19 protein-coding genes and 1 tRNA gene are annotated in these 17254 nt (G+C 67.1%); 10 read left to right on the top strand and 10 right to left on the bottom strand.

What is annotated here, in order from left to right:
* Positions 1-25: 25 nt before the first annotated feature.
* The 3 genes from ABAZ39_RS02425 to ABAZ39_RS02415 form a co-directional block, all read right to left on the bottom strand.
* A complete protein-coding gene (locus ABAZ39_RS02425) occupies positions 26-1582 on the bottom strand; it encodes a SpoVR family protein (RefSeq protein ID WP_038526379.1) in 1557 nt (518 codons plus the stop codon).
* Between the two features lie 162 nt (positions 1583-1744).
* Complete coding sequence (locus ABAZ39_RS02420; protein WP_035682340.1) at positions 1745-3037, bottom strand: YeaH/YhbH family protein; 1293 nt, start codon at positions 3035-3037, stop codon at positions 1745-1747.
* Between the two features lie 50 nt (positions 3038-3087).
* A complete protein-coding gene (locus ABAZ39_RS02415) occupies positions 3088-5034 on the bottom strand; it encodes a PrkA family serine protein kinase (RefSeq protein WP_038526373.1) in 1947 nt (648 codons plus the stop codon).
* Positions 5035-5587: 553 nt separating this feature from the next.
* On the opposite strand from ABAZ39_RS02415, the gene ABAZ39_RS35380 reads away from it, so the two are divergent.
* Positions 5588-5818, top strand: coding sequence for a hypothetical protein (locus ABAZ39_RS35380; protein WP_137103416.1), 231 nt, complete (start codon positions 5588-5590; stop codon positions 5816-5818).
* 34 nt (positions 5819-5852) lie between these two features.
* Here the strand turns inward: ABAZ39_RS35380 and ABAZ39_RS02410 are convergent, their stop codons facing one another.
* The gene (locus ABAZ39_RS02410; RefSeq protein ID WP_038526370.1) at positions 5853-6242 is read right to left on the bottom strand and encodes a response regulator; all 390 of its coding nucleotides are present in this window, start codon (positions 6240-6242) and stop codon (positions 5853-5855) included.
* A gap of 193 nt (positions 6243-6435) precedes the next feature.
* On the opposite strand from ABAZ39_RS02410, the gene ABAZ39_RS02405 reads away from it, so the two are divergent.
* The gene (locus ABAZ39_RS02405; protein ID WP_038526366.1) at positions 6436-7284 is read left to right on the top strand and encodes a DUF4743 domain-containing protein; all 849 of its coding nucleotides are present in this window, start codon (positions 6436-6438) and stop codon (positions 7282-7284) included.
* Positions 7285-7314: 30 nt separating this feature from the next.
* On the opposite strand, the gene ABAZ39_RS02400 is transcribed toward ABAZ39_RS02405, so the two are convergent.
* The 3 genes from ABAZ39_RS02400 to ABAZ39_RS36465 form a co-directional block, all read right to left on the bottom strand.
* Entirely contained in the window at positions 7315-8874 is a 1560-nt protein-coding gene (locus ABAZ39_RS02400; protein WP_051657757.1) for a hybrid sensor histidine kinase/response regulator, read from the bottom strand.
* Between the two features lie 168 nt (positions 8875-9042).
* Positions 9043-9894: a tRNA glutamyl-Q(34) synthetase GluQRS gene (gluQRS, locus tag ABAZ39_RS02395; protein WP_038526364.1), complete on the bottom strand. Its 852-nt coding sequence runs from the start codon at positions 9892-9894 to the stop codon at positions 9043-9045.
* Between the two features lie 75 nt (positions 9895-9969).
* Positions 9970-10137: a hypothetical protein gene (locus ABAZ39_RS36465; RefSeq protein ID WP_014241314.1), complete on the bottom strand. Its 168-nt coding sequence runs from the start codon at positions 10135-10137 to the stop codon at positions 9970-9972.
* A gap of 332 nt (positions 10138-10469) precedes the next feature.
* Here ABAZ39_RS36465 and ABAZ39_RS02390 point away from each other — a divergent pair, with 332 nt between their 5' ends.
* Both ABAZ39_RS02390 and ABAZ39_RS33835 read left to right on the top strand, forming a co-directional pair.
* Positions 10470-11033 (top strand): HNH endonuclease, encoded by a 564-nt coding sequence (locus ABAZ39_RS02390; RefSeq protein ID WP_038526361.1) that lies wholly within the window; start codon positions 10470-10472, stop codon positions 11031-11033.
* Between the two features lie 41 nt (positions 11034-11074).
* Positions 11075-11227 carry a DUF1289 domain-containing protein gene (locus ABAZ39_RS33835; RefSeq protein ID WP_079285116.1) on the top strand — a complete coding sequence of 51 codons (153 nt, stop codon included), beginning with the start codon at positions 11075-11077 and terminating at the stop codon, positions 11225-11227.
* Between the two features lie 39 nt (positions 11228-11266).
* Here ABAZ39_RS33835 and ABAZ39_RS02385 read toward each other — a convergent pair whose 3' ends face one another.
* Complete coding sequence (locus ABAZ39_RS02385; protein WP_144243448.1) at positions 11267-11881, bottom strand: demethoxyubiquinone hydroxylase family protein; 615 nt, start codon at positions 11879-11881, stop codon at positions 11267-11269.
* Positions 11878-12405 carry a disulfide bond formation protein B gene (locus ABAZ39_RS02380; protein ID WP_081862857.1) on the bottom strand — a complete coding sequence of 176 codons (528 nt, stop codon included), beginning with the start codon at positions 12403-12405 and terminating at the stop codon, positions 11878-11880. Before ABAZ39_RS02380 ends, ABAZ39_RS02385 begins: the two co-directional genes overlap by 4 nt.
* A gap of 137 nt (positions 12406-12542) precedes the next feature.
* On the opposite strand from ABAZ39_RS02380, the gene ABAZ39_RS02375 reads away from it, so the two are divergent.
* From ABAZ39_RS02375 to ABAZ39_RS02365, 3 genes are all read left to right on the top strand, one after another.
* Positions 12543-12629 (top strand) — tRNA-Leu (locus ABAZ39_RS02375).
* A 162-nt stretch (positions 12630-12791) separates the two neighbouring features.
* Positions 12792-13187, top strand: coding sequence for a (R)-mandelonitrile lyase (locus tag ABAZ39_RS02370; protein ID WP_038526358.1), 396 nt, complete (start codon positions 12792-12794; stop codon positions 13185-13187).
* A 147-nt stretch (positions 13188-13334) separates the two neighbouring features.
* Positions 13335-13727 carry a c-type cytochrome gene (locus tag ABAZ39_RS02365; RefSeq protein WP_038526356.1) on the top strand — a complete coding sequence of 131 codons (393 nt, stop codon included), beginning with the start codon at positions 13335-13337 and terminating at the stop codon, positions 13725-13727.
* A 15-nt stretch (positions 13728-13742) separates the two neighbouring features.
* Here ABAZ39_RS02365 and ABAZ39_RS02360 read toward each other — a convergent pair whose 3' ends face one another.
* Complete coding sequence (locus ABAZ39_RS02360) at positions 13743-14330, bottom strand: PQQ-dependent catabolism-associated CXXCW motif protein (protein ID WP_051657756.1); 588 nt, start codon at positions 14328-14330, stop codon at positions 13743-13745.
* A 412-nt stretch (positions 14331-14742) separates the two neighbouring features.
* Between ABAZ39_RS02360 and ABAZ39_RS02355 the strand changes: the two genes are divergently transcribed.
* From ABAZ39_RS02355 to ABAZ39_RS02345, 3 genes are read left to right on the top strand one after another with little or no spacing between them, the layout of a single operon-like run.
* Positions 14743-15729: an ABC transporter substrate-binding protein gene (locus tag ABAZ39_RS02355; protein WP_200885625.1), complete on the top strand. Its 987-nt coding sequence runs from the start codon at positions 14743-14745 to the stop codon at positions 15727-15729.
* The gene (locus tag ABAZ39_RS02350; RefSeq protein WP_038526353.1) at positions 15729-16487 is read left to right on the top strand and encodes an ABC transporter permease; all 759 of its coding nucleotides are present in this window, start codon (positions 15729-15731) and stop codon (positions 16485-16487) included. Before ABAZ39_RS02355 ends, ABAZ39_RS02350 begins: the two co-directional genes overlap by 1 nt.
* The gene (locus tag ABAZ39_RS02345) at positions 16378-17187 is read left to right on the top strand and encodes an ABC transporter ATP-binding protein (protein WP_081862856.1); all 810 of its coding nucleotides are present in this window, start codon (positions 16378-16380) and stop codon (positions 17185-17187) included. The genes ABAZ39_RS02350 and ABAZ39_RS02345 overlap by 110 nt, the downstream gene beginning before the upstream one ends.
* Positions 17188-17254 lie beyond the last annotated feature (67 nt).

The raw sequence follows: 17254 nt of genomic DNA, 5'->3' as shown, positions 1-17254 counted from the left end.
GCGCACCGTCCAATCCTTTCCACCCTCACCCCCCGATGCCGCTCGGCGCGGTGACGGCGTGCTCCTTCAGGATGGCGTCGGACAGGGCCGACACCTCGACGAGCTGGACCTCGTAGCCCCACAGGTTGGCGATGTGGCGCAGCACCGCCTTGGCGTCGCTCTCGTCCAGCAGCACGCCGTTGGTCACGCGGTGGTGCAGGATCAGCTTGCGGTCGCCGGCCAGATCGACGTCGACGATCTGGATGTCCGGCTCCAGGAAGCCCAGGTCGTACTGCCGCGCCAGCAGCTTGCGGATGCCGCGGTAGCCGCGCTCGTTGTGGATGTTCTCGACCAGCAGATAGGGGTCCTCCGCGTCGTCGCGCACGCTGAACATCTTGAATTTCCGCATCAGGTGCGGGCTGAGATACTGGAGCACGAAGCTCTCGTCGCGGAAGTTGGCCCAGGCGTCGCGCAGCGCGCCCATGCCGTCGCCCCGCCCGGCGAGGTCGGGGAACCAGTAGCGGTCCTCGTCCGTCGGGGTCTCGGCGATGCGCTGGATGTCCTGCATCATCGCGAAGCCGAGCGCGTAGGGGTTGATGCCCGAGAAGCGCTGGTCGTCGAACTCCGGCTGGAACACCACCGAGGTGTGCGAATGCAGGAATTCCAGCATCGCGCCTTCGCTGATCATCCCCCGCCGGTGCATCTCGTTCAGGATGGTGTAGTGGGTGTAGGTCGCACACCCCTCGTTCATCAGCTTGGTCTGCTTCTGCGGGTAGAAATACTGCGCCATGTGGCGGACGATGCGAAGAATCTCGCGCTGCCAATGCTCGAGCCGCGGCGCCTTCTTCTCCAGGAAATAGAGCAGGTTTTCTTCGGGCAGGCCGAGCAGCTTCTTGCGCTCCGACACCGACTTGGACGGGCGGTTGCCGCCGATGGCGACCTTCGGCACGGTGCGCCACAGGTCGTTGAAGGTCTGCTCCTGGTACTCCTGCCGCTCCCGCTCGCGCTTCTGCTCCAGCCGCAGGTCGAGGCTGCGCTTCTTCGGGTACTTGTGCACGCCCTGGTTCATCAGCGCGTGGGCGGCGTCGAGCACCCGCTCCACCGCGTGGTGGCCGTAACGGTCCTCGCACTGGGCGATGTAGGACTTGGCGAATTCCAGATAGTCGAGGATGCCCTCGGCGTCCGTCCACTGCTGGAAGAGCTGGTTGTTCTTGAAGAAGTGGTTGTGGCCGAAGGCGGCGTGGGCGATCACCAGCGTCTGCATCGTCATGGTGTTCTCTTCCATGATGTAGCTGATGCAGGGGCTGGAGTTGATGACGATCTCGTAGGCGAGGCCGCGGTAGCCCTTGCGGTAGAGCATCTCGTCGCGAGCGAAATGCTTGCCGAAGGACCAGTGCTTGTACATCAGCGGCATGCCGATGGACGAATAGGCGTCGAGCATCTGCTCGGCGGTGATGACCTCGATCTGGTTGGGATAGACGTTGAGGCCCATGTCCTTCAGGGCGATGTCCTCGATGGCGTCGTAGACGCGCTTGATCTGGTCGTAATCCCAGTCCGCCCCGTCGTAGAGCAGGCTGTCGGGCTTGTCGATCACAGCGCTCATGCCTCACATCCTCTCAAACTCTGCGGGGTGTTGGCCCCGATTCTTGGTGCGGCGTCTCGGTGGCGGGCATTGCCCCCTCCCTAGCCCTCCCCCGCTACGCGGTGGAGGGAACCGGCCCCCTCTCCCGCGCCAGCGGGGGAGGGTTGGGGAGGGGGCCGGAAATCAGGCTCCCGCCTTTTCGCGGGCAAACAAATCGCGGAAGACCGGGAAAATCTCCCGACGGGAGCGGACGCGGCGCATGGCGATCGGCAAATCCGGCCCCTGGACCGTCTTGTAGGTCCGCCACAGCTCCGTCTCGCGGCCCAGCGCCGACAGGCCCATGTTGTGCTCCGCCGCCACCTCGATGTAGGCGAAGTACTGGCACAGCGGCAGGATACCGTCCCGCAGCAGACCCGCCGACCGCGCGTTGTCCGACGACATGTTGTCGCCGTCCGACGCCTGGGCGGCGTAGATGTTCCACTCGTTCTCCGGATAGCGCTCCTTGACGATGCGCTGCATCTCCTCCAGCGCCGTGGACACCACGGTGCCGCCGGTCTCGGTGGAGTAGAAGAACGTGTCCTCATCCACCTCCTTGGCCTCGTGGGTGTGGCGGATGAAGACGATGTCCACCGAGCGGTAGCGCCGCTTCAGGAACAGGAACAGCAGCATGAAGAAGCGCTTGGCGAGATCCTTCATGTGCTCGGTCATCGAGCCGGAGACGTCCATCAGGCAGAACATAACCGCCTGCGCGATGGGCTTCGGCACCGTCTCGAACCGGTTGTAGCGGACGTCGATCGGGTCGATGAAGGGGATGCGCTTGGAGCGGAGATAGTGCCGCTCCAATTGATCGCGCATCTCCCGCAGCTTCTCAGGATCCTCGCCGCGGTCCTCCGCTTCGCGCAGAAGAGCCTCAAGCTCCAGCATGTCCGCCGGCTTGGGGCGCTTCAGCGCGATGCGCCGGCTGAGGCTGTTGCGCATGGTGCGGACGAGGTTCAGGTTGGCCGGCGAACCGGTCACCGAATAGCCCGCCCGCGTCAGCGAGTGGGACTCCGTCTGCTTGACCTTCTGCTTGACGAGATCGGGAAGCTCCAGGTCCTCCAGGAAGATGTCCAGGAACTCCTCGCGGGACAGGACGAAGCGGAAATCGTCGTCGCCCTCCCCGTCCGGACTGCCTTCGTTGCCGCCGCGACCGCCGCCGCTCTCGGGCCGCGCGATGGTGTCTCCCTCCACATACTCCTTGTTGCCCGGCACGACGTAGTCGCGCACGCCGCCGGCGCCGGAGCGGTGGAAGGAGGGCTCCCGCACGCCGCCGGTCGAGATGGTCACCTTCTCGCCGTTTTCGATGTCCTGGATGCCACGCTTGCCGGAGGCATCCCGCACCGCCTTCACCACCTGCTCCTTGGCACGGCGCAGGAAACGCTGGCGGTTGGCCAGGCTCTTGCCTTGCGGATTCAGGCGACGGTCGATGATGTTCATCAAGGGGGAGCCCCTCCTACCCGTTCACGCTCGTGTGGCGAAGCGGGCCGTCAGCCGGCCTGCTTCACGCGCATGTACCACTCGACCAACCGGCGGACCTGCCGCTCGGTGTAGCCGCGCGACATCATGCGCGACACGAACTCGTTGTGCTTCTTCTCGGTCTCGCCGTCCTTCTTGGACCCGAAGCTGATGACCGGAAGCAGATCCTCCACCTGGGAGAACATGCGTTTCTCGATCACCTCACGGATTTTCTCGTAGGACGTCCAGGAGGGGTTGCGCCCGGCGTTCGCCGCCCGCGCGCGCAGCGCGAACTTGACGACCTCGTTGCGGAAGTCCTTCGGGTTGGCGATCCCGGCAGGCTTCTCGATCTTGGTCAGCTCCTGGTTCAGAAGCTCGCGGTTCATCAGCTGGCCGGTGTCCGGGTCCTTGAAGTCCTGGTCCTCGATCCACGCGTCGGCGTAATCCACATAGCGGTCGAACAGGTTCTGCCCGTAGTCGCTGTAGGATTCCAGATACGCCTTCTGGATCTCGTTCCCGATGAACTCCGCGTAGCGCGGCGCCATCTCGGCCTTGATGAACTCGATGTATTTCTTCTCGGTGTCGTCGGGGAACTGCTCCCGCTTGATCGACTGCTCCAGGATGTACATCAGGTGGACGGGATCGGCCGAGATCTCGTTGGAGTCGTAGTTGAAGGTCGCGGCCAGCACCTTGAAGGCGAAGCGGGTGGAGATGCCGTCCATGCCCTCGTCCACGCCCGCCTGGTCGCGGTATTCCTGCATGGACTTGGCCTTGGGGTCGGTCTCCTTCATGCTCTCGCCGTCATAGACGCGCATCTTGGAGTAGAGGCTGGAGTTCGGATGGTCGCGCATGCGCGACAGCACCGAGAACTTCGCCAGCATCTCCAGCGTCGACGGCGCGCAGGGCGCGGTCGCGAGATCGGAGCCCTTGACCAGCTTGTCGTAGATCCGCTGCTCCTCCTGCACGCGCAGGCAGTAGGGGACCTTGATGACACAGATGCGGTCGATGAAGGCTTCGTTGTTCTTGTTGTTCTTGAAGGACTGCCACTCCGCCTCGTTCGAGTGGGCGAGGATGATGCCCTGGAACGGGATGGCGCCGATGTTCTCCGAGCCGACGTAGTTGCCCTCCTGGGTCGCCGTCAGCAGCGGGTGGAGCATCTTGATGGGGGCCTTGAACATCTCGACGAATTCGAGCAGGCCCTGGCTGGCCCGGTTCAGGCCGCCGGAGAAGCTGTAGGCGTCGGGATCGTTCTGGCTGTAGACCTCCAGCTTGCGGATGTCGACCTTGCCGACCAGCGAGGAGATGTCCTGGTTGTTCTCGTCGCCCGGCTCCGTCTTGGTGACGCAGATCTGGCGCAGCTTGCTGGGATGCAGCTTGACGACGCGGAAGCGGGAGATGTCGCCGCCGAACTCGTCCAGCCGCTTCACCGCCCACGGGCTCATCAGCCCGGTCAGGCGGCGGCGCGGGATGCCGTAGCGGTCCTCCAGCAGGTCGCCCATCTCGTCCGGGTTGAAGAGGCCGAGCGGGCTTTCGAAGACCGGGCTGACCTCCTTGCCGGCCTTCAGGACATAGACCGGGCATTTCTCCATCAGCGACTTCAGCCGCTCGGCCAGCGACGACTTGCCGCCGCCCACCGGGCCCAGCAGGTAGAGGATCTGCTTGCGCTCCTCCAGACCCTGCGCGGCGTGGCGGAAGAAGCCGACGATCCGCTCGATCGTCTCCTCCATGCCGTAGAAGTCGGCGAAGGCCGGATAGATCTTGATCGTCCGGTTCATGAAGATTCGGCCAAGGCGCGGGTCCTTGGCGGTGTCGACGATTTCCGGTTCGCCGATGGCGGCGAGGATGCGCTCCGGCGCGGAGGCATACATCATCGGGTCGTCGCGGCATTCCTGGAGGTATTCCGTGAGGCTCATCTCGACCTCACGGCGCCCCTCGTAGGACTGTGTGTAGCGCGTGAACAGTTCGTCGGCCGGGAACATTCCGCTCTCCGTGTCTCTTAGTCCGATGCGTCGGGGCTGCCGCCGGGGGACCCGGGCGGCGGGGGCGGCACCTGCCGCAGGTGCGAACTCTGGGGCGTCACGGACACAACGGTCCCGCGGCACCCCCGCTCACCGTCGAAAGCCAGACCTTTTATCCAGTTGCCCTTCAAATGAAGCGCCCCCTTCGGAGTGCTAAACTCGAATGCTTCAAAACTGAATGTAATGCTCGACCTAGAGCTTTCCAGGAGGAAAGCCTTGATAGCCTGAAAAGACGGGCGGTCGGACACACCGGTCGTCAGTAATAGACCACGCGGCCGGGTTGTCCGGGAGAACCGGCGTGCAAGCACCGGCGGAAAAGACGGCAAAAGCAACGAAGTTCGATGGGGTTGAAACTTCCAGCCGGCTTCCGGAACGCGGCCCGGATGCCGTTCGTCGGGGACTCGCTGGACTTCGCCGATCACCCATCGACCTCCAGTGCATCCACGCGCCTTAACCCACTAAGGCGCTACGGTTAACGTTAAGTGTGCCGTCTATTTCTTAACAACACACTTCCATGCCTGTGACCACCGCCGTGCCTCCGGATATTAACGCATGGGCGATCGGCGCGGTCCACACCTTCCAAAGAAGGATGGTGAGCCTCATCACAGCAGATCAACAAGGCAGAATTTGGGTGAGCCGCCTTTGCCGTTGCGGCGCACAATCTCAAGTGAATCCGGAAGCCGGCTGGAATCAAGCACTTGGCCGCGTTTTTGCAGTCCTGCCACAGGTCGGGGAAAAAGTGTGACCGGCGCGGGCGCCCCCGGCCGGCCCGAGGCCCCTCAACCGAGCTTGGCGCCCAGCGTTTCCTTGAGCGACGCCGGGGTGGCCGGCTTGACGATGAAGGTGTCGGCGCCGAAGGCCGCGGCTTCGTCCATCCGGCTCTGGTCGGCGCGGTTCGTCATGAAGACCACCGGCAGCGCACGGTGGCGGGCGTCGGGGCTGGTCCGCAGCGCCTTCAGGAAACCCAGCCCGTCCATCGGCTGCATCTCCACGTCGCAGACGACCAGATCGGGGTCGTGCGCCTGCACGGCGGCCAGCCCGGCCTCGCCGTCGGCGGCCTGAAGGACGGAGCGGAAGCCCAGCGTGGCCAGCATCTTCGCCAGCACCATGCGGGTGAAGCTCTCGTCTTCGATCACCAGAACCGAAAAATCCCCGAACGCCGCCGGCATCGACCTGTCCCCCGAGTCCGATAGGCCGTGTGTGTACGCCGCAAGCCTGTCCTTTGCAACGGGCTGGCATCGCCCCCGTCCGGCATCGCCCCCCGGTTGGCGTCGCCCCGAATAACGACGGAACGGCCGGCGCGGAGCCGGTTCACGGAAGAACGGTTGCACGGCGGGGGGCGCTGCGGCTACACGGAGTCGCATGAGCTTCCTCGACCACATCCGCGCGTGCAACGCGCACGACCTGTCCGGCTTCCGTCCGTTCGAGCTGGAGGGGCATCGTCTCGGCTGGGTCCGCCACGCGCTGGCCGAGCAGCTTCCCGGCGTCGATCCGGGCTTCGTCGTCACCGCCGACCGGGTGACGCTGGCCCCGGAGGTCCGCGACTTCGAGGCGCGGTCCTCCGTGCTGGCGCACGCCGCCCAGTTCCTCGTCGAGACGGAAGCGGTTTCCGCCCTGCGCGGCGAGTTCTACCCGGTCACGCCCGCCTGGGGAGCCGAGCCGCTGATGCGCATCGACCGAGCGGTGGTGGCGCAGTTCGGCACCCCCGCCTACGGGCTGCACGTCAACGGTTTCGTCCGCCAGCCAGACGGCGGCCTGTCGCTGTGGATCGGGCGCCGCGCCCGCGACCGCGAGGTGGCGCCGGGCAAGCTGGACAACATGATCGCCGGCGGCCAGCCGATCGGCCTGACGCTGGCGGAGAACCTCGTCAAGGAGGCGCAGGAGGAGGCGGGGATCGACGCCGCCCTGGCGTCCCGCGCCGTCCCCGTCGGGGCCGTCACCTACCGCATGGAGACGGAGGCCGGGCTGAAGCAGGACACGCTGTTCCTCTACGACCTGGAACTCGACACGGATTTCGTCCCGCAAAACACCGACGGCGAGGTCGAGCGGTTCGAGCTGTGGCCGCTGGACCGCGTCGCGGAGTCGGTGCGCACGACGAAGGACTGGAAGTTCAACGTGAATCTCGTCGTCATCGACTTCATGGTCCGTCACGGCTGGCTGACGCCGGATGAGCCGGACTATCTGGAGATCGTGAAGGGCCTGCGACGGTAGACGTCGCGGCGGCGGCGGCCATTTCGCCGGTCATTCCGCCGCGGCGCGCCCCCGCGCCTCCTCCAGGTGGGACGACAGCTCCGACAGGGTGACGGGCTTGTGCAGGACGGTGAAGCCGCTGCGCCGGGCCTCGCGGATGCGGTCGGGGCTGGTGTCGCCGGTCAGCAGGATCGCCGGGATGATGTCGCCGGCGAAGGCGTGGATGTCGCGGATGGCGTCCACCCCCGTCCGGCCGTAACGCAGGCGGTAATCGGCGATGATGACGTCGGGAAGCCGCTCCGCCCCGTCGAGCTGGCGCAACGCCTCCTCCCCCGATGCGGCGGCCAGCACATCCCATCCCCACTGCTCCAGCACCAGCCGCAGGCTTTGCAGGATCAGCTCCTCGTCGTCGATGATCAGGGCCAGCGCGCCGGGACGGTCCAGGGACGGCATGGCGCGTTCCGTCCCGTTGGGATTCCAGGAAGCGTGCAAGGGAACCTCCACCGTAAAGCATGTGCCCCGCCCCGGACGCGACCGCACGCGAACCGGCAGGCCGAGCAGATGCGACAGCCGCCTTACCACCGCCAGCCCGAGACCGAGACCGCGGCTGCGGTCGCGTTCGGCGTTGCCGAGCTGGACGAACTCCTCGAAAATCTCATCGAGCTTGTCGGTGGGGATGCCGACGCCCGTGTCCGCCACCTCGATGCACAGCATCATGCCCCGCCGCCGGCACCCCAGAAGCACGCCGCCCGACGCCGTGTAGCGCACCGCGTTGTCGAGCAGGTGGCGCAGCAGCCGCTCCAGTAGGGCGGCGTCGCTGCGGACCTGCGCCTTGAGCGGACGCACCCGCAGCTTCAGCCCCTTGGCGGTGGCGCGTGGGCCATAGTCGGCCTCCAGCCGTTCCAGCATGTCGGTCACCGCGAAGGGCGCCATGTCGGGCGACACGATCCCGGAGTCGAGCCGGGCCACGTCCAGCAACGCGTCAAGCAGGCCGCGCATCGCCTCGACCGCCCGGTTCATCGTCTGGACCAGCGGCAATTGCGGGTGATCGGACAGGCGCTCCGCCAGGACCGCACCGAACAGGGTCAGCGACTGGGCGGGCTGGCGCAGGTCATGGCTGGCCGCGGCCAGGAAGCGCACCTTGGCCTGACCGGCGCGCACCACCTCGTCCCGCGCGGCGCGCAGCCGTTCCTCCTGCCCACGCAGCTGCGCCTCCGCGGCCATGCGGCGGCCGGCGTCCGCCGCGGTCATCACGATGCCCGCCGGCTCTCCGCCGGACTCCGCCGGAAGCGGCGTCAGCGTGATGTCGAACCATGTTCCGTCGCCCGTCAGGGTCAGTTCCTGAACCGTCCCCCGGCCCGCGCCAGCCACCGCTTGGGCGAAGCGATCCGCCGCGTCCTCCCGGCCGCCCCAGACGAAGGCGCCGGCCATGGGCTGTCCAATCAGAAGGTCCGGTCGGCACCCGATGGCGCGCAGCATCGCCGCGTTGAGATCGGCAATGCGCCCCTGTCGATCGAGCAAGGCGGTCGCCACGCCGATCGTGTCGAAGACCCGCCGCAGTCCGGCAGGGTCGGCGGGACAAGGATTGTCCTCCGCCTCCTCCTCTCGCATCGCTTGCCTCCTCCGGATTGCAAGCCGGCCGACCGTTCAGCGCCACCCATTGGGCAGTGCAAACAATCGGTCGCGATTCAAAAGATACGTGCAAGAGGAAGAAGATTCCAGGCGACTCGCCTCAAACGGATAGCTTGCTCATTGTTGTAATACACAGTTGGTGGTAGATCATAACTCTTCCGGGAAGCCGGCCAGGGCGCGCACCGCCGCCGCCGTATGCCCTGATTCCCGAAGAGATCGCAAGGTCTTGGCATTGTCGCGCTTGGCAAGACGCTCGCCCCGCTCGTTCACCAGCAAAGAGTGATGCTCGTAATCGGGAGGGACGGCTCGAAGAAGTTCTTGAAGAAGACGATGCGCGTGAGTCGCGAAAAAGAGATCGTCTCCACGCGTCACCAGCGTCACACCCTGCAGGTGGTCATCCAGGGTGACCGCCAGATGATAGCTCGTCGGAACGTCCTTGCGGGCCAGGACGATGTCGCCGAGAAGGCCCGGTAGGGCGTCCTGCCAGCCGCGCCGCCGGTCGTGCCAGCGCAGCGGCCCAGTCATCGCCATGGCCTTTCCCACATCCAATCGCACGGCATAGGCCGCCCCCGCGGCGATGCGGTCCTGCCGCTCCGGCTCCGACAGGCTGCGGCAGGTGCCGGGATAGAGCGGACCGTCCGGCCCATGCGGCGCATGGCCGGCGCGGGCGATCTCCGCGGCGATGTCCTTGCGGGTGCAGAAGCAGGGATAGACGGCGCCCAGACCGGCGAGCCGCGCCAGCGCGGCACGGTAATCCTCCAGATGCTCCGACTGGCGGCGCACCGGCTCTTCCCAGGTCAGGCCCAGCCAAGCCAGATCCTCGCGCAGGTCGCGGTCGAACTCCGGACGGCAGCGCTGGGGATCGATGTCCTCGATGCGCAGCAGGAAACGCCCTCCGGCCTTGCGGGCGGTGGTCCAGCCGAACAGAGCGGAATGGGCGTGCCCGAGATGGAGATGGCCGGTCGGGCTCGGCGCGAAGCGGGTGACGACGTCGGTCATTCCCGCCTTATACCCCAACCGCGCCCGGCCTGCATGCGGGACCGCCGGCGCAACGGGTGGGGGTGCAAAGGGCGGTCAGATGTAAGGGTTGTCCTTGATCGGCTCGACCGGGATGTCCTCACCCTCCAGATACATGGCGAGGCGACGGCGCAGTTCGCGGTCGAAGGCGTCGATGCGGCGCTGGCGGTCGCGCTCCTCGCGCTCGGCGCGTTTCTCGGCAAGGTCGATGATCGTGGCGCTCATGGATGTTCCCTTTGAAAGCGTCCCCCTAGGGCACCGTCACCATCCCAGATCATGGTTAACGCTCAGTAACCACGATGTCGGAAAATGCATGTTCAAGGCACCACAACCAAATGTCACAGGCATCCTGTCGGCCCGCCGGAAACGCCGGAACCCGGTCCATCGAAAGGGTTACAGGATCGTGAAGAAATGACGCAGTGCGGCGCGACATATTGAGTTCGAAGCACAAATCAACTATGTATCTGGTGTTCCGGTCACCCGGCGGCGTGGCATCCCGCAAGGGGGAGCGGAACACCAGAAAGGTTCCAGACACGTCTCAGATAAGGGAGTGGCCATTGGCTCCACCACCCGATCACTGTCCGGCCCTGGTGCTGAACGCCGACTTCCGGCCGCTCAGCTACTTCCCTCTGTCGCTCTGGTCCTGGCAGGAGGCGGTCAAGGCCGTCTTTCTGGACCGGGTGAACATCATCTCCGAATATGATCGCGTCGTCCGCTCCCCCACCTTCGAGGTCAAGCTGCCGAGCGTCATTTCGTTGAAGGAGTTCATCCCGGCGACGCGGCGGCCGGCCTTCACCCGATTCAACGTTTTCCTGCGCGACCGCTTCACCTGCCAGTATTGCGGCCATCACTTCCCCACGCAGGAACTGACCTTCGACCACGTCATTCCACGGTCGCGCGGCGGGCGCACCACCTGGGACAACGTCGTCACCTCCTGCTCGGCCTGCAATCTGGCGAAGGGAAACAGGCTGCCGCACAGTTGCGGCATGATCCCCCTCAGTCCCCCGTTCCAGCCGAGTGCCTACCAGCTTCAAGAGAACGGACGTGCATTCCCGCCAAACTTCCTTCACGAAAGTTGGCGGGATTTTCTTTATTGGGACACCGAACTCGATCCGATGTAGAAACGCCGCGATCGGGAAGGCTGAGCCGGGAAAGATTGGGTATGGACGACGAGAATCCCTGCGTGGGCATCTGCATCATCGGCGAGGACGGCTATTGCGAAGGCTGCGGGCGGAGCGAGGATGAGATCTACGGCACGCCGCCCGCCCCGGCACCCATCCCAGCGGAAACCGGAGCGGACGGCAAAGCCGCCTGAGTCCGCCGCTCCACCCGCCCCCGGTCACACCCGCGCCCGTCACACCCGTTCTGCCACCCAGATGACCGCCTTGGTGCCGGCCTTGATGGCGGCGGACAGCACCGGATAGGCCGGGGCCTGCTCCGCGCCGTTGAGCAGGCCGATGTCGCGATGCTCCACCTCCTCCGCCTGGAACTTGAGGATGGAGGTCTTCAGCTCCTCCTCTTCCGGGCCGAGGTGCTTCAGCTGCGCCTCGTAATGGCCGTCGATGACCTGCTCCACGGCGACGGTGCAGGCCATGGCCGCCCGCTCGCCCATCACCGCGGTCCCGGCGCCCAGCAGGAAGCCGGCGACGTGCCACAGCGGCTGCAGCACGGTCGGGCGAACCTGACGGGCGACGAGCTGCTTCTCGAAATACTGGAGATGCTCCAGCTCCTGGTCGGCCATGTGGCGCAGGGTCTTGGCGTGCCGGCCCCGGCCCATGACGGAGAGCTGGCCTTCGTAGATGCGCTTGGCCCCATACTCGCCGGCATGATCCACGCGCACGATCCGCGCCAGCCGCTGTTCCGGAGTCGGGTCGCCGGGCAGGCGTCCGCGCGGGCGGGGCCGGGGAGCGGACGACTCGCCGGCGGACGGGGTGGAAGCGGTGGCGGCAGTGGCGTCGAGCGGGGTCATGCGAAGGTCCTGGAAACCGAGGTCCGGATGTAGGCGGCGCGGGCCGCCGCGAAGGCGAAGGCGGACAGCGCCAGCGAAATCACGACGTTGTAGCCCGCCATCGAAATCCCGAACAGCGACCACGCCACTTCGTCGCAGCGGGTGACCGGAGCGGCGAGCACCTGGGCGCGCAATTCCTCCAGCGTCTGGGGCGCGCGTCCGCTGGCCCCGCAGGCCGAGGTGCCGGCCCACCAATGCTGCTCCACCCCCACATGATAGGCGGCGATTCCCGCACCGGCCAGCAGGGCCAGCCCACTCGCCACCAGCAGCGCGTCGCCCAGCCCGCGCCACTGGCGGAACAGCAGCGTGACGATGCCGAAGGCCATCACCGCGCCGTAAGGCACGCGCTGCCACAGGCACAGGACGCAGGGCTGGTAGCCCAGCACGAACTGGAAAAACAGCGCGGCGGCCAGCACGCCGGCGCTGGCGATGGCCAGAAGCCCGGCGGTGTAGCGCGGATCGTCGATGGGGAGGCGGTTCATCATGCGGGTGAGATTAGCGCGCCCCACAGGCTTAGGCCAGACACGCCGACGCATCCGCACAAAACACTTTGTCCCAGGGCCATTTCCCCTCTATATAGCGGGCACCGGTCGCCGCGAGCGCCGGGTCCGGCAGGCACCGTGCGGGCGTGGCGGAATTGGTAGACGCAGCGGACTCAAAATCCGCCGTCCTCACGGATATGTCGGTTCGAGTCCGACCGCCCGCACCACCCCTTCCCATGGGCCTCTGCCCTACGCTCCGTGCCTTTCATTCATGAACGCGGTTCATGACGGCATGTGACGCCGCCGGTCTAATCCGAATCGACGGTCCCCGATAGAGTGGCGGCACGACGACCGCGCCCCCGCAGGGGCGATCACCGGAGGATTCGACCATGCAGATCACCCGGGTTGGCGCGCAGCCATCCGTCACCGGACCGGCCGACTGGTTCACCGGCACGGTCCGCATCGACCCCATCGTTCAGACCGAAGCCCCGGCCCGCACCGCGGCGGCGAGCGTCACCTTCGAACCCGGCGCCCGCACGGCGTGGCACACCCATCCCCTGGGGCAGACCCTGATCGTCACCGCCGGCTTCGGCCGGGTCCAGCGCGAGGGCGGCCCCATCGAGGAGATCCGCCCCGGCGACGTCGTCTGGTTCCCGCCCGGCGAGAAGCACTGGCACGGCGCTTCGCCGACCATGTTCATGACCCACATCGCCATCCAGGAGCAGTTGGACGGCAAGGCCGTCGACTGGATGGAAAAGGTCACCGACGAACAGTACGGGGCGTGAGGCAACAGGACCGGCCCCAAAACCTCATTGCGTATGCGGGCTTGTTCCAAAGTCCAATTCGGCGGCCCGGCCCAGCCTCTTAAAATGCGCGGCATCGACCGCCGCCGCGACCGGCGCCGCGGAGTTTTGGCTGGGGAGCCATCTCACATGACCGTTTCCAGATTCGTCATCGCCGCCGCCCTTCTGCTTGCCGCCGGGACGGCCAACGCCGAAAGCGGGCCGCAGCCCAAGACGGCCGAGGAGGCCGCCGGCAAGCAGATCTTCCATCAGTGCGCGGCCTGCCACTCGCTGGATTCCAGCAAGAACGCCTTCGGCCCGAGCCTGTACAACGTCGTCGGGCGCAAGGCCGGCTCGATCCCGCGTTTCGACTATTCCAACGCGCTGAAGACGTCCAACATCACCTGGACCGAAGACAACCTGCGCCACTGGATCGCCGGCAACGACAATTTCGTGCCCGGCACCCGCATGCGCCACGTCGCCATCACCGACCAGGCGGAGCAGGACTATCTGATCGCCTTCCTGAAATCGCTGAAGCAGTAAGCATCGAAAAGCCGGTTACGGTGCGGCGACCGGAACCGGCTTCCCATCCTCGGTCGGCAGGCCGGCCTCGGCCCAGCCGTCCGCCCCGTCGCGGTACCAGAGGACGCGGCGGTAGCCCATCTCCAGAGCGCGCTTGCCCGCGTTCCATGACATCCAGCAATCCGCCAAACAGTAGAACAGCAGGCCGCGCCCGCGGTCGCCACCGGTCAGCCGCTCCAGGTTGGACCGGAAGTAGCCGTCCAGCTCCGGCGTCAGCGCGCCGAGCCCGACGTTGGGAAGCCAGACGCTGCCGGGGATTTGCGGAAAGGGCTTCGGCACCAGCCAGGGACCGCCGGGCAGCGTGCTGCGGTCCAGCTTCATCACGTTGATGGGAAGAGCCGCCCCCGACTCCACCAGAGCGCGGGCCCGCACCGTGTCCACCGTCTCGGCCCCGGGCAGCGAGGCCGGGGTCGGCGACCGGTATTCGGTCATCCGGTAGCCGTCCGGCACCGGAACCGCGTCCGCCGCGGCGTCTCCCGCCGGCCCGGCCAGCAGCAGCGCCAGCCCGGCGGCGCCCAGCCATCCTGCGCGCACCACGTTCCCTCCCCCATTGTTCTGCGGCATCCACGAAATCCCCCCGTGCCCGACAGGGTCAAGTTGCCCGATAGTCGAATACCGGGGACCGGCGGACGAGGCCTAAGCTCACCGTTCGCCATCGTGGAATTCCCGCGTTCCGCTGCGCCACCGCACCGCAGAGGCCTGCCTTGCAAACGACCGCAGGACGCATCATCATCAGGCTAGGGAGACAAGGGTGGCTAGACCCCTGCCTCCCGGCCCGATCCTTAGCGGTTCAGGAGATCAAGGATGCCCTTGATCACCCGAAGCAGCAGGATCAGGAGAGTGAGGATTTTCTCCATCCTCGACGCCTCCTTGTGATGGGACACGGGCGGTGGCCAATCCGCCGCCCGGTCCACCGCGCAACCATGACGCGACCCATCCTCCACACAAATGCAATTTTTGACGCAGGGGCAGTGCCATGCGCCTGATGCCCGTCGTTCGCCTGCTGCTGCTCCTGGCACTGGTCTGCGTCGCCACGGTGGCGCGTGCGGCGGACCGGCCCGCGGTGACCATCGGGGTGCTGAAGTTCGGCACGGTCAGTTGGGAGCTGGACGTTATCCGCCACCACCGGCTGGACGAGGCCGCTGGCTTCGAGTTGAAGCTGATGGAGTTGGCGAGCGGCCAGGCGGCGCAGATCGCCCTACAGGGCCGGGCGGTGGACATGATCGCCAGCGACTGGCTGTGGGTGGCCCGCCAGCGCGCGGCAGGGGCCGACCTGACCTTCATTCCCCATTCCGCGGCGGTCGGCGCGCTGATGGTGCCGGCGGCCTCTCCCATCGCCTCCGTCGCCGACCTGAAGGGCAGGCGCATTGGCGTCGCCGGAACCCCCATCGACAAGAGCTGGCTGCTGCTGAAGGCGCTGGCCCGCGACCGCTACGCGCTCGACCTCGACGCCGCGGCGACGCCGGTCTTCGCCGCCCCACCCCTGCTGAACCAGAAAGCCGCGACGGGGGAGCTGGACGCCGTGCTGAATTTCTGGCCCTACGCCGCCCGTCTCCAGGCGGCGGGGATGCGGACGGTCATCGGGGTGGACGGGATGATGCGGGACCTCGGCCTGTCGGTCCAGGTGCCGGCGGTCGGCTTCGTCTTCCATGAGGGCTGGGCCAAGGCCAACCCGACGGCGCTCGACGCCTTCGTCGCCGCCTCGCGCAAGGCCAAGACGATCATGGCGCAATCGGACGCGGAGTGGGACCGGCTGCGCCCGCTGATGAAGGCGGAGGACGAGGCCACCTGGGCGGCGCTGCGCGACCAGTTCCGCGCCGGCATCCCAAACCGCTGGACGGAGGAGGAGCGGGAGGCCGCGGCCAAACTCTACGGGCTGATGGCCAAGCTCGGCGGACGGGAGCTGGTGGGCAACGCCATGGCCCTGCCGGACGGCACCTTCTGGCCGGGGGTCCAATTCTGATGCCGTGGCGGCGGCTGGCCCCGGTCCTGTCGCTGGCTCTGCTGGTCGGGCTGTGGGCCGTCGCTGCCGATCTGGCGGCCAGCCGCAGCCTGCCCGGCCCCGTCGCTGTGCTGTCCGTGCTGGTCCGCGAGGCGGCGGACGGCGCGCTGTTCCATCACCTGGGGATCACGCTGGCGCGCATGGCCGCGGCCTTCGTCATCGCCATGTCCATCGGGTCGGCGCTGGGCATCCTGCTCGGCCGCTCCGCCACCGCCGACCGGCTGTTCGGGCTGTGGCTGACCGTGTTCCTGAACATCCCGGCGCTGGTCGTGATCGTGCTCGCCTATGTCTGGTTCGGCCTGACCGAGGCGGCGGCGGTCGGCGCGGTCGCCGTCAACAAGATCCCCAACGTCGTGGTCGTCCTGCGCGAAGGGACGCGCGCCATCGACGAGCAGTATGTCGAGATGGCGCGGACCTTCCGCATGGCGCGGTCCGACGTGCTGCGCCATGTGCTGCTGCCCCAGCTCACCCCCTACTTCGCCGCGGCGGCGCGGTCCGGCCTTGCGCTGATCTGGAAGATCGTGCTGGTGGTCGAGCTTCTGGGCCGCAGCGACGGGGTGGGATTCCAGATCCACCTTTACTTCCAGATGTTCGATGTGGCCGGCATTCTTGCGTACACCGTCGCCTTCGTGGCCGTCGTCCAACTTCTCGAGCTCTGCGTCCTGCAACCCGTCGAGCACCGGCTCACCCGGTGGCGGCCGGTGCGCGCTGAGGCTTGAGATCCGCTCCAAGCGCTTCGCCGGGCGGGAGGTCATCCGTGGCCTGTCGCTGACGGCCGCGCCAAGCGAATTCCTGGCGCTGGTCGGCCCGTCCGGCTGCGGCAAGACCACCGCGCTGACCATCGCCGCCGGGCTGGACCGGGATTTCGACGGAACGCTGGATTTCGGCGGGCCGGAGCCGGTGCTCGGCTGCGTCTTCCAGACGCCCCGCCTGCTGCCCTGGCGCACGGTGCGGCAGAACGTGGCGCTGGTGCTGCCCAAGGCGCGGCGGAGCGACGGCACGGCGGAGCGCTGGCTGGCCGCCATGGGGCTGGAGGCGGTGGCTGACGAATACCCGGCCCGCCTGTCCGGCGGCATGGCGCGGCGGGTGGCCCTGGCCCGCGCCTTCGCGGTGGAGCCGGGCCTGCTGCTGATGGACGAGCCCTTCGTCTCGCTGGACGAACCGACGGCGCAGCGGATGCGCGCCCTTCTCGCGACGATGCTGGAGCGGTCCCCGGCCACGGTGCTGTTCGTCACCCACAATCTGCGCGAGGCGATCCAACTGGCCGACCGCATCCTGGTGATGGCCCCCGGCCCGACGCGGGTGGCGGCGGAGGTGCCGCTTGAAACGCCGCGCGCCTTGCGCGACGACGCGCTGGTCGAGCGCGTGCGGGCGGACCTGCTGGCCCGGCCCGATCCGGCTTTCCGGCTGCTCGCCTGACTCTTTCGCCGAAACTGTGAAGCGGCTCACACCCGCCGCCGTCCGCCGGGCGCAGTCTGTCCCGCTG

The organism is Azospirillum argentinense (assembly GCF_000632475.1).
Classification (GTDB): domain Bacteria; phylum Pseudomonadota; class Alphaproteobacteria; order Azospirillales; family Azospirillaceae; genus Azospirillum; species Azospirillum baldaniorum.
Note: the sequence above shows the minus strand (reverse complement) of the source record. Positions and strands in the feature narration are given on the sequence as shown.

Coding starts and splice junctions, on each gene's coding strand:
- ABAZ39_RS36465 (WP_014241314.1), bottom strand. CDS start 10,137: ATGAGCGCCACGATCATCGACCTTGCCGAGAAACGCGCCGAGCGCGAG.
- ABAZ39_RS02410 (WP_038526370.1), bottom strand. CDS start 6,242: ATGCCGGCGGCGTTCGGGGATTTTTCGGTTCTGGTGATCGAAGACGAG.
- ABAZ39_RS02365 (WP_038526356.1), top strand. CDS start 13,335: ATGACCGTTTCCAGATTCGTCATCGCCGCCGCCCTTCTGCTTGCCGCC.
- ABAZ39_RS02415 (WP_038526373.1), bottom strand. CDS start 5,034: ATGTTCCCGGCCGACGAACTGTTCACGCGCTACACACAGTCCTACGAG.
- ABAZ39_RS35380 (WP_137103416.1), top strand. CDS start 5,588: ATGCCTGTGACCACCGCCGTGCCTCCGGATATTAACGCATGGGCGATC.
- ABAZ39_RS02420 (WP_035682340.1), bottom strand. CDS start 3,037: ATGAACATCATCGACCGTCGCCTGAATCCGCAAGGCAAGAGCCTGGCC.
- ABAZ39_RS02360 (WP_051657756.1), bottom strand. CDS start 14,330: ATGCCGCAGAACAATGGGGGAGGGAACGTGGTGCGCGCAGGATGGCTG.
- ABAZ39_RS02355 (WP_200885625.1), top strand. CDS start 14,743: ATGCGCCTGATGCCCGTCGTTCGCCTGCTGCTGCTCCTGGCACTGGTC.
- ABAZ39_RS02350 (WP_038526353.1), top strand. CDS start 15,729: ATGCCGTGGCGGCGGCTGGCCCCGGTCCTGTCGCTGGCTCTGCTGGTC.
- gluQRS (WP_038526364.1), bottom strand. CDS start 9,894: ATGACCGACGTCGTCACCCGCTTCGCGCCGAGCCCGACCGGCCATCTC.
- ABAZ39_RS02380 (WP_081862857.1), bottom strand. CDS start 12,405: ATGATGAACCGCCTCCCCATCGACGATCCGCGCTACACCGCCGGGCTT.
- ABAZ39_RS02385 (WP_144243448.1), bottom strand. CDS start 11,881: ATGACCCCGCTCGACGCCACTGCCGCCACCGCTTCCACCCCGTCCGCC.
- ABAZ39_RS02405 (WP_038526366.1), top strand. CDS start 6,436: ATGAGCTTCCTCGACCACATCCGCGCGTGCAACGCGCACGACCTGTCC.
- ABAZ39_RS02425 (WP_038526379.1), bottom strand. CDS start 1,582: ATGAGCGCTGTGATCGACAAGCCCGACAGCCTGCTCTACGACGGGGCG.
- ABAZ39_RS02400 (WP_051657757.1), bottom strand. CDS start 8,874: ATGCGAGAGGAGGAGGCGGAGGACAATCCTTGTCCCGCCGACCCTGCC.
- ABAZ39_RS02370 (WP_038526358.1), top strand. CDS start 12,792: ATGCAGATCACCCGGGTTGGCGCGCAGCCATCCGTCACCGGACCGGCC.
- ABAZ39_RS33835 (WP_079285116.1), top strand. CDS start 11,075: ATGGACGACGAGAATCCCTGCGTGGGCATCTGCATCATCGGCGAGGAC.